Raw genomic sequence first — 15,503 nt, 5'->3', positions numbered from 1 at the left:
CGGTCCCGCAAGGGATCCGGGTAAATCTCCGCGTGCGGGATGCCTCGGGCATCACCACCAAAGCTTCAAATCCGGACACGATGTCCGCCGTGCATCCCGCACCCCTCTCATCGCTCCAGGGCGCAAGCCCGTGGAGGGTTTTGTGCTGGGTGCCTTTCCTCCCCATTCCATGGGGAGGGGGACCCGCGAAGCGGGGGAGGGGCGCCGCGGCACGCGGCGTTGTGTCAGCGACAGGCTCCACCGCCTCCCGGCGCTCACGCGCCGGCCCCTTCGACCCCTCCTTCGCCAAGGCTATGGAGGGCCCACTTCCCCACATTGTGGGGAAGAAAACGCGCTGACGCTTTCCCCGGACTTGTTCCGGGGCCCAGTGGCGTTTCAGGAGGAGGCTCAACCGGGCCCCGGCACAAGGCCGGGGGAAACGGAGGGAGTGGAGGGAGTGGAGCGAGTGGACAGCGGTGGAGCGAAGTCACCATCCCAACTGCGCCCGATCCCCCGTGCAGCTTGACATTTCACCCTGCAAACCGGCACATCGCGGCACCTGTCTAACACCGATTTCCGGACGCTTTACCCATGCATGCATACCGCACCCATACCTGCGCCCAGCTGCGCAAGGACCATGTCGGCCAGACGGCCCGGATTTCCGGCTGGATCCATCGCAAACGCGACCATGGCGGTCTGCTCTTCATCGACCTGCGCGACCATTACGGGCTGACCCAGGTCGTGCTGGAGCCGGAGAGCGCACACTTCGCCACGCTGGAGCGTCTGCGTGTGGAAAGCGTGATCACGGTGACCGGCGAGGTGATCGCCCGTTCTGCCGAGACGGTGAATGCCAACCTGCCGACCGGCGAGATCGAGGTGCGCCTGGCCGATCTGTCGATCCAGTCGGCGGCCGAGGAATTGCCGCTGCCGGTGTTCGGCGAGCCGGACTGGTCGGAAGAAGTGCGCCTGAAGCACCGCTATATCGATCTGCGCCGCGAGAGCCTGCACAAGCGCATCGTGCTGCGCTCGAAAATCATCGACTCGATCCGCCGCCGCATGGTCGAGGAGGGCTTCACCGAATACCAGACGCCGATCCTGACGGCCTCGTCGCCGGAAGGCGCGCGCGACTTCCTGGTGCCCTCGCGTCTGCACCCGGGCAAGTTCTATGCGCTGCCGCAGGCGCCGCAGCAGTTCAAGCAGCTGATCATGGTTTCCGGCTTCGACCGGTATTTCCAGATCGCACCCTGTTTCCGTGACGAGGACGCCCGCGCCGACCGCGCGCCGGGCGAGTTCTACCAGCTCGACATGGAAATGAGCTTCGCGACCCAGCAGGACGTGTTCGACGTGATCGAGCCGGTGATGAAGGGTCTGTTCGACGAGTTCGCCGATGGCCGTCACGTGCCGGACGAGCCCTTCGTGCAGATCCCGTATTTCGATGCGATCCGCTGGTATGGCTCGGACAAGCCGGACCTGCGCAACCCGATCCGGATGTCGGACGTGTCGGATACCTTCCGCGGTTCCGGCTTCAAGGTGTTTGCCGGCATGCTGGAGAAGAATCCCAAGGTCGAGGTCTGGGCGATCCCGGCCAAGACCGGCGGCAGCCGCGCCTTCTGCGACCGCATGAATGCCTGGGCGCAGAAGGAAGGCCAGCCGGGGCTGGGCTATATCTTCTGGCGCGAGGAAGAGGGTGCCGTCGTGGGTGCCGGTCCGATCGCCAAGAATATCGGCGAGGAGCGCACCGAGGCGCTGCGCGCCGAGCTGGGCCTTGAAGCCGGCGATGCCGTCTTCTTTGCGGCCGGCGATCCGAAGGACTTCTACAGCTTTGCCGGCAAGGCCCGCGATGTCGTCGGTACGGAGCTGGATCTGTGCGAGAAAGACACGTTCCGCTTCTGCTGGATCGTCGACTTCCCGATGTATGAGTGGGACGAGGAGAACAAGAAGATCGACTTCTCCCACAATCCGTTCTCGATGCCGCAGGTCGATCCGGATGAATTCCTGAAATTCGACGGCTCCGACCAGGACGCGCTGCTCAAGCTCAAGGCCTTCCAGTACGACATCGTCTGCAATGGCGTGGAACTGTCGTCTGGCGCAGTACGGAACCACCGCCCCGACGTGATGCTCAAGGCCTTCGGCTTTGCCGGCTATGACGCCGAGACGGTGGAAGAGGAGTTCGGCGGCATGCTGAACGCCTTCCGCTATGGCGCCCCGCCGCACGCCGGTATCGCACCGGGTGTGGACCGCATCGTCATGCTGCTGGCCGGCGTGGAAAACCTGCGCGAAGTCGTGATGTTCCCGAAGGACCAACAAGCCCGCGACCTGATGATGAACGCCCCGGCCGAGGTGGAGATGAAGCAGCTGCGCGAGCTTCACCTGCGCACCGTGGTGCCGGACAGCAAGAAAGACTGAGGCCTCGCCTCACGACCGAGAAAAAAGGCCCCGGAGACATCTCCGGGGCCTTTTGCTTTTTGGATCTGAGCGCCGGAAATCAGGGTGCGGCGGTCTCGTCATCGTCTTCGGCCTCGGACACGCCCGGCTGCAGGAAGTGCGGGGCGTCGAACCGGTAGGCCGGTGCCGCCATGCGGCCCGTCGACGGCGCGATCTCGATGGAATAGCCCACACCGCTGCACGCCCCGGGCTCGGCGGGCAGGGTGTTGTTGAACACCATCAGGGCCGCATCGGAGAACTCGGTCGTATCGAACACGCCCGCCTGGCCCAGGGCAATGGCGACGACCTCGTCGTCGCGGCGGCCCAGACCGATCAGTTCCAGCCCGTCCTCGCCCTCCAGCGTCACCTGGAAACGGCCGTCCAGATCGAACACCAGATAGTCCGCACCCAGCTGTTCCAGCCCGCCCTTGGACATCCAGCGTCCGGTCTCCTCCAGCGTATGGCGCACGGCCACGGAGCCGGAGAAGAGCGATGCCAGATCATAGGCCCGGGCGTAATTCTGTGCCCGCCACCGCCGGATCGTGGCGGGAATGTCGGTGCCGTATTCGGCCAGCGTTGCAGATGCGGTTTCAAACCCGTCCAGCGTCACGCTGTTTTCCCACAGGCGCCGCACTACCGTTTCGCCGTGGATGTCGGCCATGGATTGCAGCAGCGTCCACTGGGCATAGTCATGCCCGCTGATCTGGGTGGTCCAGCACAGGTGCGGCGTGTCGAAATCGGTGCCGACATAGTCGGTCGCGTCCTGGTCGCTGCCCATCGTCGCGACCTCGATCCAGGAGGCGGTGGCCTCGTAGAGCCAGTCCAGCCCTTCCTCGGCGTCATAGCCGAACTGGACGACATGATTGAATTCGTGGGTCGCGGTGGCGCGCAGCAGGCTTTCCGCCGGTGCCTCCTTGCCCAGGCCCAGGAAATCATTGTCGATCACGAAGGCGGTCCGGGCCGCCAGGGTCTCGCGGACATCCGGCGTGTTGGGATTGTCGAACACGGTCTCCACCGGCTTGGTAAAACCCATCGCCCCGTCGACATGGGCGACATAGGCGCGGTAGCGGCCATTATCGTCGCGCAGCGGCTCGGCCCAGCCCATCCGCCCGATCTGGGCTTCGTAGGACTCCTGCAGGGCGATACCCACCAGTTCGGCATAATGCGCCGAGGACGCATCTCCGCCTTCCAGCGTGTAGTGGACGATGAAGTCCTCGGTCTCCAGCGTCAGCTCCGGACCGCTCAGGGTGACGACATTCTCGTTCAGCGCCTGGAGCGTGTCGACGACGCTCGCGTCCACCGCGCTCAGGACGAGACGGAATTCGCCGCTCGTGTCCGACCCGTGATAGCGCGAGATTTCCAGCGTGTAGGTGCCGCTCTGCGCCGCGGTGTAGGCGATGGCCGAGTTCAGCGTGCCGTCGCCGCGATCGTCATTCATCGCGACGGGATAGCCGTCCGGACCGTTCAGAGTCAGCACGGTGTCCAGATCGTCGGTGATCGCATCGGCAAGAATCATCACCGTCTGGCCGGCGGTCAGCTCGACCGGATAGCTCTGCTCGCGAGTGTCGGCGCCGAGCATGCCCGTGTATTCGGCGAGGGTTTCACCTTCAATGCTGGCAAAGTCGAACGGCACCTGGGCATTGGGATCCAGTGCGAGGGAGAGGACGAGATCGCCCTGGCCCTGGCTGTCATAGCTGCCAACCAGAACGGTGAAGCGGCCCGCTTCGTCAGGCTGGTAGACGATCTGCGAGTTCAGCGAGCCATCGCCGCGATCGTCATTCTGGGCCAGGACATTCCCGCCGGCATCCAGCAGGGTGAGTGTGGTGTCCAGCGTGTCGGTGAGGGCAAAGGTCGAGGCGACGAAGATGGCATCGGCGTCCAGATCGATCTCGGTGCGGACCTCGCTCGCGCCGCTGCCCAGCGTCACGACCTCTTCGCGCAGCGTTTCTGCGGCGTAGGAGAGGCCGACATTCGCGCCTTCGGCAACGGTGAGTTCGAAGACGCCGGTCGATTCGCCATAGCCCGTCACGCGGGCTGTATAGCGGCCGCTCTCGGGCGGCATGAAGGTGATGCAGGACTGCAGCGAGCCGTCGCAATCATCATTCTGCGCGACCGGCTTGCCGTCGGGGCCGATCAGCGCCAGCACGGTGTCGAAATTCTCGACCGAAGACGTGCTCAGCGTGATGACCTGTCCGGCCTCCAGCGTCAGCGGAAACTCGGCCTGCGGCGCCGTCTCCGTTACAGCGCCCGCAAACGGGCCATCCGGCACCTGGGCCATGGCGGCACCGCTGGCCGACAGGCCAGCCAGAATGATCGTCGATAAACGCATGAATGCCCCTTTGGAAATGAGTCCGGCTGTGCCGCTGACAACACTGTTTCAGCCGGAGTAGCGCTGTGCGGCGTGCGGCACAAGAAGGGGGCTGAGACGAATGGTGGATGGCGCTGGACGGCCGGGCCCGCCGGTGTGTCAGCGCTCGGGCGGCGGCGGGGGTGTTTCCGGCGGCGGGGGGGTAATCCGGAACTCGAACCGCGTCGTGTTGCGGGTCCGGTCGGTCTCGCGCCGCAGTTCGCGAAGTTCGCGTTCCTGCTCGCGGGCCTCGCGACGCAGCTCGTCCTGCAAGGCACGGTGCTCGCGTAACGCTTCCTCGCGCTCACGCTCGATCTCGGCGCGCTCGACATGGCGCTCACGCTGGATTTCTCGCAGCTCCCGTTCGGCGCGGGCAATCTCGCGCAGCGCCTCATTGGTGGCTTCGCGAATGGCTTCCCGGTCGAGATCCTCGGCGTGGATTTCCAGCGCCTGGCCGATCTGGGTGAGCACTTCGATGCGGGCATTTTCCAGCGCCCGCAGCTCCATCACGGTCTCGGCATCCGATTCGCCCCGCAGGCGCAGCACATAGCTGTATTCCTGGGCCGGCCCGAAGCGCATTTCGTCGCCGCCGCTGCAGACCGGCAGCTGGAGACCGTCATTCAGCTCGGTCGCATCATTGCCGCAGGCGCCGGTCAGGCTGTCCTTGGTCAGGCCGATGGCCTCGCGGATACGGGCCGAGGAGAAATTCGTACCGGCGAGGTTCGCGCCGGTGAAATCGACCTCGTCCAGTTCGGCATTCTCGAAGCTGGAGCCGGTCAGGTCTGCATCGCGGAAACTCACCTCGGTGCCGGTCACTTCGGCAAAGTTCGCACGGCGCAGCTCGGCCGCCCGGAAATTCGTTTCGTTCAGCTCGGCGCGCAGGAAGTTGACCTGCCGCAGCCGGGCGCCGTTGAAGAGCGTGCTGTCGAGCCGCGAGCCGATGAAGGTGACGAACACCATTTCGGTAGCGGAAAAGTCGGTGTCTTCGAGATCGGCAGCCGAGAAGTTCACCCGTTCGATCCGCGCACCGGGGAAGCGGGCGCCCGACAGGTTGGCGCGCGAGAATGTCACGCCGGTGAGCTGGGAGGCCGGCATGTCGGCATCGGAGAAGTCGGTGTCGTTGAACCGGCTCTCGACGATGGTGACACCGGGCAGTTCGCTGTCGGCGAAGGATGCGCCCTGGAAGTTCGCGCCGATGAAGACCGCACCGGCCAGGTTCTTGTCAGAAAAATCCCAGTTCTCGAACTCGCCGCCAATGGTCAGGCCGCGCCGCGGATGGTCGTCATCACCGCCCGCAAAAGCCGGAGCTGTCGCGAGGCAGGTTGCCGCAAGCAAAGCCGAAATGACGCGTGTCTGTATCCGCATATCCACTCAGATACGGCAGTCGCCGGGGGAGTTCGACTTAATTCACAGTAACCCCGGTGCATATCGTATGAAGCCGGCCTGTGCTTGGCCAGCCTTGGCGCCGGCTTTCCGAGCGCCGGATGCGCCTAATTGCAGCGCGGGATATGCAGGCCGGAGGGAAGCTCCGTGGACTCATCGCCGCACGCCCGGTTGAGCTGGGACTGGGTCAGGCCGCGCGCCGTGCCGAGTTCGGCACCGGACAGGTTGGCACCGTCCAGATTGGCACCGGTCAGATCGGCACTGTGCAGATAGGCGCCGACCAGATTGGCACGGCTGAGATCGGCACCGCGGAAACTGGCGCTGGTGAAGCGGCCGCCGAACAGATTCGCCACGGACAGGTTCGCATTGTCGAACCGCGCGCCATTCATGGTGACCAGCGCAAGGGTGGCCTGGCGCAGCCGGCTGCCGGATACGTCGATGCCGGGCAGGTCGAGATAGGACAGGTCGGCCTGGAACAGGTTGCAGCCGGGGCAGGACTGGCCGGACTGGACCCGGGCAATCTGCGAGGCATCCTGGGCATGGGCGGCGGTCCCGAGGGTCAGGACGGCCAGGGCGGCAAGCCAAATCCGTTTCATTCTGGAGCGCTCCGAACGACTGGCCCCTTGCCAAGCAAGAGGCGTACCGGCAGTCGGGGTCAGTCGGCGGCCGGGCTCGTCCATCCGCAGGCATCGCAATTACGCGGTTCGCCGTCACCGCCGATAACGGTGAAATGGCCGCACTCGGGACACGGATCGCCGGAATAGGCCGTGATGTCGCGGCTGCCTGCCCGTGTGATCGTGTGATCCTCGAGCTCGTAATGACCGGCATCAGGGGAACCGTCGCCGCGGCCGCTTGCGGCCTTGCGCGGGGCATTGGCGAACATCAGGATATTGTCCGGCACCTGGCCGCGGGAGAAGCCGCGCGAGATGAATTTGGCAGCGTCTTCCCGGGCGAGCTTTTCCTGCTGGACACCCTTGCCCAGACCGCCCGGATCGGCCCGGTCGGGCGAGACTTCCGCCAGATCTTCGCGGCCCAGATAGGACACGCCCAGTTCGCGGAAGAGATAATCGAGAATGGACGTTGCCTGCTGGATCGAGTCATTGCCCTCGACCGGCCCGGCCGGCTCGAACCGCGTATAGACGAAGGCGTCGACATATTCTTCCAGCGGCACGCCGTATTGCAGGCCGATGGAGATCGCGATGGCGAAATTATTCATCAGCGAGCGGAAGGCCGCGCCTTCCTTGTGCATGTCGATGAAGATCTCGCCCAGCTCGCCATCGTCGAACTCGCCGGTGTGCAGATAGACCTTGTGGCCACCCACCGTGGCTTTCTGGATATAACCCTTGCGGCGGTCCGGAAGCTTGCGGCGGGCGGCGGGTTTCTCGACCACGCGCTCGACCGTCCGCTCGACGATCCGTTCCTGCACCTGCGGCGCGGCATCGGCGGCATAGTCGCCCTTGTCGAAATCGATCGCGGGCAGAAGGTCGAACAGGCCCGACGCCGTGCGGCGGATATCCAGCCGGCGCAGGCCCAGCTCGGCGCCCGCATCGATCAGCGCCGACACATCGTCGATGGTTGCGTCGCCGTCCAGCTCAAGGGCAATGGCGCAGGCCCCGCCGATCTGCTGTTCGACGGCATGCGCCATGCGCATGATGCCCTGTGGTGCGACCGGTGCGAATACGGCCCGGACCTCGGCGGGCAGGGCGGGGGAATCGTGCAGCTCGCCCGTGCCCTGGGCATGGCGGTCGGCGGTGGCGATATCGGCTTCGGAAAAGCCCAGAGCCCGGCACAGGGAGGCGCCTTCGGCCTCGACCACATCGCTGGACAGGCCCAGCTCGCGGCAGACCCGGTCACCCAGAGTCCAGCGGTTGAGGGCGTGGCGGATGGAGGCGCCTTCCGCGATCGAATCCTCCAGCCGCTCCAGCACGTCCTGGGGCAGGCCGCGTTCGGCCAGCGCATCCAGCGACAGGGCCGGCGCGCCCGCCAGCGTACCGCGGCCGGCAGCATGATCCTCGGCCTGCTCGATCCGGGCGGCCGACTGGTCCAGAGCCTCCAGGCCCTGGCGGACACAGCGCCGCAGGGTGCGGCCAGCGCCGAACACGTCGCCGGTCGTCGTCGTGGCGCCCAGGACGGGGGCTGCGCCATCGCTGTCTGCATCCATAAGGCCCGCGACAGCGCTGTCGACAGGACCACAGGCCAGCTCGACGCCGGGACGGGCCAGCGCGGCCTTGGGCAGGAAGGGCGTTGCGGCGTCTTCCAGACGCGCGGCCACGGCCTCGAAACAGGCGGGAAGTGTGTCGAGCGGGATATCCGGGCCCAGGCCGGGTGCGCTGGCACCGGTACCGGCTGCGGCGTCGCGCAGGGCGAGGGTCGCCAGCCGGGCGACCGCTGCGGCTGCCGTGCGTCCCTCATCGCTGTCATAGGCCAATCCGCAGGCGGTCAGGACTGCCCCCAGCCCGGTCAGGCTGATCGTGCCGGCCGAGGCCGCGCCCTTCGGCGCGCTCAGGGCCAGGGCTGCCGCCCAGTAGCGCACGGCGTCGAACAGCAGGTCGGCGTCGAAACTGCCATCCACACCGATATAGGCAGGCAGGTTGACGAACAGGGTCGGTCCGGCCGGTTCCGGGCTTTCATGGAAGGCGAGGGACGGGGTGCCGAAGCTCCAGACGGTTCGGGCGATGCCGGTGCGGAAATCACGGGCGCGCACGCTGCCGCCATCCTGGTCGAAGCTCCAGGCCTCGTCCTTGGCAATGGCCTCGCACAGGCCCGGCGGCACATGCAGCCGGGCCTTGCGCTGTGGCAGCGGGTCGGGGATCAGCGCGCCCAGGGCGTCGTCTCCCGTCCCCTGGCGGGCCAGCGACAGGGCGCGTTCGACGGCCTCTTCGGGAATGCCGTCCTTCAGGGCGCGGCGCATCGCCCGGGCGAGGGCGGCATTGCTGCGCGGATCGAAACAGTCGTCGGGCTCGCCGGAACAGCGCCGGCAGGCTTCGCCGATGGCCTCCAGCCGCTCGCGGGTGACCCGGGCACCGACCTCGAGGATCGAGCCGCGCAGGGCGGTTTCCGCCACACGGCGCAACTGGCCGGGCGCGGTCCGCGCGGCCGCGCGGATCTGCAGCGGCAGTTCGGGGGCTTCGGGGCTTTCCGGCGTATCGCCATAGGCCCAGTCGACCCCGCCCTCGGCGATCAGGTTCGCGTCGGGCATGACATGCCGGCCGGTCAGGCTGGCCGCGAGCTCACGGGCAAAGGTCTCGGCCATTTCCGGCGTCTCGAACGCACCCTGGCGGGCCGCCGACCAGGCCAGCGATCCGGCAAGGCGCGTGGTGACGCTTTCCAGCCCGCTCTCGGTGATACGGGTCTCGTCATCGGCGATGTGCGGCGTCAGGCTGCCGATCACCTTCACACCCGGCCGCGGCCTGGTGCGCAGCGGGCGGGGCGTGTCCAGAAGGTCGGCGAGGCTCTGAGCGGCGTTTGCACTCCAGTCGGCGGGAACAATGATCGTCCGGCTGGTGGCTGCCAGCTCGGCATCGTCGCCGGCGGCGGTCACCGTACGCTCTTCCGGCGCAAGGCGTTCGCCCTGCCGGGCCAGCTGCTGCGCGAAACGATCGAAGACTTCCATGCGTCCACCCTCAGACACCGGCCGGGCCCCGGTCATAGGCCGCGAATCGCCCGGACAAGCTGCCAGTCTACCGTGTGGCGGGGCCGGTCAGAAGCCTGCGGGCGGGCAGGCTGCGACACCGTGCAGCCGCGTTCGGTACTGGACCCGCCCGCGCCATGCGGGCATATAGGCCGCAACCTGTGTCGACCGACTCGGAGCCGCTGACAATGTTCGGAACGATCGCCAAGATTTTCGTGTGGTGGAAAGACGCCACGCCGGGAACTCTCCTGACGCTGGCCATGCGCGGCGCCCGGAAGGTCGGCGAGGATGAGTACGGCAATCGCTATTTCGAGGAACGCGGCGTGACCGGCCCCGACGGCAACAAGCGCCGCTGGGTGGTCTACAAGGGCTATGCCGATGCCTCACGCGTGCCGTCCGACTGGCATGGCTGGCTGCACCACACCTTCGAGACGCCGCCCAGCGAAGAGCCGCTGCGCCGTCAGCCCTGGGAAAAGGATCACCATCCCAATCTCACGGGCACGGTTTATGCCTATCGCCCCTCGGGCAGCCTGCTGACGCCGCAGGGCCGTCAGGCATCCACCGCCGATTACGAAGCCTGGTCGCCCGACGAAGCCTGAGTTTTCCGCGGAGACCTGGCGCGGTCCTGCCACGGGTCCGTCTCGACACGGTCATAATTGTCAGGGCAGAGTACGCGTCATGAAAACCGTCTTCACCGCCTGTCTTCTTTCCCTGGGTCTTGCCGCCGCCGCGCTGGCGCAGGACAGCGATCCCATCGGCGACATGCTGCGGGGTGATGATCCCGATGCACGCGATGGCGAGGAATTGTCGAGCGAGCCGGGCAGCATCGTCGTGCTGCGTGGACTGGACAAGGTCACCGCCCGGACCCGCGATTTCGAGATCACGATCGGCGAGACGGTGAATTTCGGCGCCCTCGCCATCACGCCGCACTATTGCCGCCGCCGCCCGCCGGAAGAGACGCCGGAAACCTATGCCTTCCTGGAAATCCGTGACCGCCGGACGGACGGTTTCGGTGTCGATACCGATGGCGAGGAGATTTTTTCGGGCTGGATGTTTGCCTCGCGGCCGGCCCAGAACCCGCTGGAACACCCCGTCTACGACGTCTGGGTGATCGACTGCAGGGCCTGAGCCCCGCTCATCCCCTCGGGCACGGCCGGAAATCCCGTCTTGATCTTCAGGGCGTCGGCGAGGCGCAGATGATACATCGCCCGCGGGACGGTGATGGCGCCGAAGCGTTCCAGATGCTCGGTGGTGAATTGCGTGTCCAGCAGGATGAAGCCGCCAGCCTTCAGCTGCGCCACGAGATGGACCAGCGCCACCTTGGATGCGTCCGTGCGCCGCGAGAACATGCTCTCGCCGAAAAAGGCTCCGCCCAGCGAAACCCCGTACAGACCGCCGACCAGTTCGCCGTCCTGCCAGCTCTCGACGCTGTGGGCGAAGCCCAGCTGGAAGAGTTCGCGATACAGGCTGAGAATGCCGTCATTGATCCAGGTTTCCTCGCGGCCCGGCGCCGGCTCGGCGCATCCTGACACCACAGCCTCGAAGGCGGTGTCGAAACGGATATCGAATGCGTCCTGGCGCACCGCCTTGCGCAGGGTACGCGGGATGTGGAAACCCTCCAGCGGCAGTACGCCCCGCTCGTCCGGATCGAGCAGGTAGATCCGCGGATCGTCGCGTCCCTCGGCCATGGGAAATACGCCGCGGGCATAGCATTCGATCAGGTCTTCTGCGCCGAAACCGCGCATCGGGCTACCGCTCCCAACGCGTGACCGCCCGGGCAGGAACGGTCACGCCATTGCTCAAGATGCGGGGCCACGGGGCCCCGGCGGCTAGCCGTTACGCTTGGCCAGCCATTCCTCGAGCCAGCGGATGTGGTAGTCCCCGTTCACGAAATCCGGTTCCTCGAGCAGGTCGAGGAAGATCGGGATCGTCGTCTCCACTCCGCCGACCACCATTTCTTCCAGTGCACGGCGCAGGCGCAACAGGGTCTCGGTGCGCGTACGGCCGTGAACGATCAGTTTGCCGATCAGGCTGTCATAATAAGGCGGAATGGAATAGCCCGCATACAGGGCGGAATCGAGGCGGACGCCGAGGCCGCCCGGCGCATGGAAATCGGTCACCGTGCCCGGCGAGGGCGCGAAGGTCCGGGGATTCTCCGCATTGATGCGGCATTCGATCGCCCAGCCTTCGAAGGTGATATCGTCCTGGGTGATGCCCAGCGGCGCACCGTCGGCGACGCGGATCTGCTCGCGCACCAGGTCGATGCCCGTGATCATCTCGGTGACCGGGTGTTCGACCTGCAGGCGGGTATTCATCTCGATGAAGTAGAATTCGCCGTTTTCCCACAGGAATTCGATCGTGCCGACGCCGCGATAGCCGATGGCTTCGATCGCCTTGCGAACCGTCTCGCCGATTTTGGCGCGCTCTTCGGGGCTCAGAGCAGGCGAGGGGGCTTCCTCGAGGATTTTCTGGTGACGGCGCTGCAGCGAACAGTCGCGCTCGCCCAGATGGACGACATTGCCGTGCGTGTCGGCAAGCACCTGGATTTCGATATGGCGCGGCTGGCCGAGATATTTTTCCAGATAGACCGTGCCGTCGCCAAAGGCGGCCGCGGCTTCCGCCGAGGCGGTCTCCATGGCTTCCTTCAGCTTGTCGGCGCTCTCGGCGACCTTCATGCCGCGGCCACCGCCGCCGGATGCTGCCTTGATCAGGACCGGATAGCCGATCTCTGCGGCAATCGGCTTGGCATCCTCATAGGTCGCCACGCCGCCTTCCGAACCGGGGACCACCGGAATGCCGGCTTCCATCACGGCCTTCTTGGCGGTGATCTTGTCGCCCATCATGCGGATGTGCTCGGCCGTCGGGCCGATGAAGGCCAGGCCGTGTGCCTCGACGATCTCGGCGAAACGCGCGTTCTCGGACAGGAAGCCGTAGCCCGGGTGGATCGCCTGGGCGCCCGTTACCTCGGCCGCCGTGATGATGGCGGGAATGTTGAGATAGGACTTGCCGGCCGGCGGCGGGCCGATGCACACGCTCTCGTCCGCCAGACGGACATGCATGGCGTTGGCGTCGGCCTCGGAATGGACGGCCACCGTGCGGATGCCCATTTCGCGGCAGGCGCGATGGACACGAAGGGCAATCTCGCCGCGATTGGCGATCAGGATCTTTTCGAACATGTCGGCGCTCGCGTCGGCTTGGGCGTCAGGAGAGGACGAAGAGAGCTTCGCCGTATTCCACCGGCTGCCCGTCCTCGACCAGGATATCCGTGATCGTGCCGGACTTTTCGGCGGTGATCGGGTTGAAGGTCTTCATCGCCTCGACCAGCAGGATGGTGTCACCCTGTTTTACCTGGTCGCCGACGCGCACGAACAGGGCGGCGTCCGGATTGGGCTTGAGATAGACTGTGCCGACCATCGGCGATTTCACCGTGCCGGGCTTTTCAGCAGCTTCGGCTGCAGCCGGAGCCGCGCCGGGGGCAGCAGCCACCGGTGCCGGAGCCGGCGCAGCGGCCGGGACGGAGACGGTCTGCACGGCCGGCGCAGCGGTCAGCTGACGGGCAATCCGCAGACGCAGATCGTCATGCTCGACTTCGATCTCGGACAGTTCCGTCTCGCGCAGGATATCCGCGAGTTCGCGGACGAGCTGGGGGTCGATCGGGGAGCGGGAACGGGAATCAGAACTCATGATGATCAGGCCTTTGGTTCCGTCTATTGCGTTTCGAGGCATCCGGCGGCGGCAGTGATACCGAGCAGGTAGCTGTTCAGCCCCAGCCCTGTAATCGAGCCCCGCGCGGCGGATGCGATGTAGGAGTGATGTCGGAAAGCTTCGCGTGCCGCTGTCTGACTCAAATGAACTTCGATGACCGGAGGTTCTATAGCGCGAACGGCGTCATGCAAAGCGACCGATGTATGCGTATAGGCACCGGGGTTGAAGACAACAGCAGACGCGTTGACGTTTGCGTCATGCAGCCAGTCGATCAGTTCGCCTTCATGATTGGACTGGCGAAACACGATGGAAAACCCCAGATCACGGGCGTGGACGGTGCAGGCCTGTTCGATGTCGGCAAGCGACATGGAACCGTAGACCTCGGGCTCGCGGGTGCCGAGAAGATTGAGATTCGGTCCGTTGAGGATGTGAATGGGTTTGCTCATGGCCTTGCCTTGAAGCCTCAAGGAGAATTACGAGGTGAGTGACGTCAGGACTCACGAAAGGTCAAGCGAAGCCGTGCTGCAGCTAACAGTCAATGGCGAAAGCCGGTCGATTGCCGAGGGGGCCCATGTGGCGGACCTGGTGAGCGACCTGAATCTGGACGGACGCAAGATTGCGGTGGAGCGGAATCTGGAGATCGTTCCGCGGTCGCAATATGCCGGGACGGCGCTGCAGGACGGCGACCGGATCGAGATTGTCGCATTTGTTGGAGGTGGATGAGATGGATGATGCCGTAACCCCGAACGCCGCGGAGGACACGCCGCTGGTGGTCGCAGGCCGCACCTTCACCTCGCGCCTCATCATCGGTACGGGCAAGTACGGGACCTATGCCCAGAATGCCGAGGCGCTGAAGGCGTCCGGCGCTGAGATGATCACCGTTGCCGTGCGCCGGGTGAACCTGTCCAATCCGGACGAGCCGCGCCTGGTCGATTTCATCTCGCCCGAGGATTACACCTATCTGCCCAATACCGCGGGCTGCTTTACCGGTGAGGACGCGATCCGCACACTGCGCCTGGCGCGCGAGGCGGGCGGCTGGAATCTGGTGAAGCTGGAAGTCCTGTCCGACCCCAAACACCTCTATCCCGACATGTCCGAGACGCTGCGCGCGGCGGAAATGCTGATCAAGGACGGGTTCGACGTCATGGTCTACTGCTCGGACGACCCGGTCTATGCCAGGAAGCTGGAAGAGGCCGGCTGCTGCGCCATCATGCCGCTGGGCGCACCGATCGGCTCGGGCCTGGGCATCCAGAACCCGGTCAATATCCGCCTCATCGTCGAACAGACAAACGTGCCGGTGATCGTCGATGCCGGTGTCGGCACCGCATCCGATGCAGCCGTGGCGATGGAGCTGGGCTGTGACGGTGTGCTGATGAACACGGCGATTGCCGAGGCGAAGGATCCGGTCCGGATGGCGCGTGCGATGCGTCACGCCGTGATTGCCGGCCGCGAGGCCTATCTGGCCGGCCGCATGCCGAAGAAGCGCTATGCCGATCCGTCCAGCCCGCTTTCCGGTCTGATCTGATTCAATTCACTCTTGCGATGTTCCGTTTTTGTTCTATTCTGGTTTTCCAACAGGGAGAACCGGAATGGAGCAGCGTGTCTCGCTTATCACCCTTGGCGTCGCCGATATCGCGCGCTCGCGGGCTTTCTATGAAGCGCTGGGCTGGAAAGCGGCTTTCGAGAATGAGGAAGTCGTCTTCTTCCAGCTGAACGGCATCGTGCTGGGGCTGTTCCGGCGTGACAGTTTCGATCTCGACATGAAACGCGACAATGACGGGACCGGCCGGATCGCGCTCGCCTATAATGTGCGTGACCGGTCCGAGGTCGACCCGGCGCTCGACCGGGCTGTGTCAGCCGGGGGCAGCCTGCTGAAGCGGGCCGAGGAGGCCCCCTGGGGCGGATATTCCGGCTATTTCGCCGATCCGGACGGACACGCCTGGGAAGTCGCGCACAATCCGGCCTGGACAATCAGCGCGGCCGGGCATGTCGAGATAAGCGTCTGACCGCTTGTCCGGCTAGCGATGGCGGGCA

The 15,503-nt window shown here is 65.6% G+C and carries 14 protein-coding genes; 6 read left to right on the top strand and 8 right to left on the bottom strand.

Going from position 1 to position 15,503, the window contains the following annotated elements; translation table 11 throughout:
- Positions 1-570: 570 nt before the first annotated feature.
- On the top strand, positions 571-2,385 hold the full coding sequence (gene aspS / locus ABJO18_RS06535) for an aspartate--tRNA ligase (RefSeq protein ID WP_348335161.1): 1,815 nt from the start codon (positions 571-573) through the stop codon (positions 2,383-2,385).
- 79 nt (positions 2,386-2,464) lie between these two features.
- On the opposite strand, the gene ABJO18_RS06530 is transcribed toward aspS, so the two are convergent.
- From ABJO18_RS06530 to ABJO18_RS06515, 4 genes are all read right to left on the bottom strand, one after another.
- Entirely contained in the window at positions 2,465-4,732 is a 2,268-nt protein-coding gene (locus ABJO18_RS06530) for a pre-peptidase C-terminal domain-containing protein (protein ID WP_348335159.1), read from the bottom strand.
- Between the two features lie 138 nt (positions 4,733-4,870).
- Positions 4,871-6,115, bottom strand: coding sequence for a pentapeptide repeat-containing protein (locus ABJO18_RS06525; protein ID WP_348335157.1), 1,245 nt, complete (start codon positions 6,113-6,115; stop codon positions 4,871-4,873).
- Between the two features lie 125 nt (positions 6,116-6,240).
- On the bottom strand, positions 6,241-6,729 hold the full coding sequence (locus ABJO18_RS06520) for a pentapeptide repeat-containing protein (RefSeq protein ID WP_348335155.1): 489 nt from the start codon (positions 6,727-6,729) through the stop codon (positions 6,241-6,243).
- Positions 6,730-6,788: 59 nt separating this feature from the next.
- Positions 6,789-9,746 (bottom strand): hypothetical protein, encoded by a 2,958-nt coding sequence (locus ABJO18_RS06515; protein WP_348335153.1) that lies wholly within the window; start codon positions 9,744-9,746, stop codon positions 6,789-6,791.
- A 206-nt stretch (positions 9,747-9,952) separates the two neighbouring features.
- On the opposite strand from ABJO18_RS06515, the gene ABJO18_RS06510 reads away from it, so the two are divergent.
- Together ABJO18_RS06510 and ABJO18_RS06505 are read left to right on the top strand one after the other, a co-directional pair.
- Positions 9,953-10,363, top strand: coding sequence for an NADH:ubiquinone oxidoreductase subunit NDUFA12 (locus ABJO18_RS06510; protein WP_271188244.1), 411 nt, complete (start codon positions 9,953-9,955; stop codon positions 10,361-10,363).
- A gap of 79 nt (positions 10,364-10,442) precedes the next feature.
- Positions 10,443-10,892: a DUF2155 domain-containing protein gene (locus ABJO18_RS06505; RefSeq protein WP_348335151.1), complete on the top strand. Its 450-nt coding sequence runs from the start codon at positions 10,443-10,445 to the stop codon at positions 10,890-10,892.
- On the opposite strand, the gene aat is transcribed toward ABJO18_RS06505, so the two are convergent.
- The 4 genes from aat to aroQ form a co-directional block, all read right to left on the bottom strand.
- Complete coding sequence (aat, locus tag ABJO18_RS06500; RefSeq protein ID WP_348335149.1) at positions 10,859-11,509, bottom strand: leucyl/phenylalanyl-tRNA--protein transferase; 651 nt, start codon at positions 11,507-11,509, stop codon at positions 10,859-10,861. The two genes, ABJO18_RS06505 and aat, sit on opposite strands and share 34 nt — an antisense overlap.
- 84 nt (positions 11,510-11,593) lie before the next feature.
- A complete protein-coding gene (accC, locus tag ABJO18_RS06495; protein WP_348335147.1) occupies positions 11,594-12,940 on the bottom strand; it encodes an acetyl-CoA carboxylase biotin carboxylase subunit in 1,347 nt (448 codons plus the stop codon).
- A 25-nt stretch (positions 12,941-12,965) separates the two neighbouring features.
- Positions 12,966-13,448, bottom strand: coding sequence for an acetyl-CoA carboxylase biotin carboxyl carrier protein (gene accB / locus ABJO18_RS06490; RefSeq protein WP_348335145.1), 483 nt, complete (start codon positions 13,446-13,448; stop codon positions 12,966-12,968).
- A 23-nt stretch (positions 13,449-13,471) separates the two neighbouring features.
- A complete protein-coding gene (aroQ, locus tag ABJO18_RS06485; RefSeq protein WP_348335143.1) occupies positions 13,472-13,915 on the bottom strand; it encodes a type II 3-dehydroquinate dehydratase in 444 nt (147 codons plus the stop codon).
- Positions 13,916-13,991: 76 nt separating this feature from the next.
- Here aroQ and thiS point away from each other — a divergent pair, with 76 nt between their 5' ends.
- The 3 genes from thiS (at position 13,992) to ABJO18_RS06470 (ending at position 15,475) form a co-directional block, all read left to right on the top strand.
- Positions 13,992-14,192 (top strand): sulfur carrier protein ThiS, encoded by a 201-nt coding sequence (gene thiS / locus ABJO18_RS06480; RefSeq protein ID WP_348515803.1) that lies wholly within the window; start codon positions 13,992-13,994, stop codon positions 14,190-14,192.
- Between the two features lies 1 nt (position 14,193).
- The gene (locus ABJO18_RS06475) at positions 14,194-14,994 is read left to right on the top strand and encodes a thiazole synthase (RefSeq protein ID WP_348335139.1); all 801 of its coding nucleotides are present in this window, start codon (positions 14,194-14,196) and stop codon (positions 14,992-14,994) included.
- A 64-nt stretch (positions 14,995-15,058) separates the two neighbouring features.
- Positions 15,059-15,475, top strand: coding sequence for a VOC family protein (locus ABJO18_RS06470; protein WP_348335137.1), 417 nt, complete (start codon positions 15,059-15,061; stop codon positions 15,473-15,475).
- Positions 15,476-15,503 lie beyond the last annotated feature (28 nt).

Origin of the sequence: Maricaulis sp. (genome assembly GCF_039978735.1) — a bacterium.
Classification (GTDB): Bacteria; Pseudomonadota; Alphaproteobacteria; order Caulobacterales; family Maricaulaceae; genus Maricaulis.
Note: the sequence above shows the minus strand (reverse complement) of the source record. Positions and strands in the feature narration are given on the sequence as shown.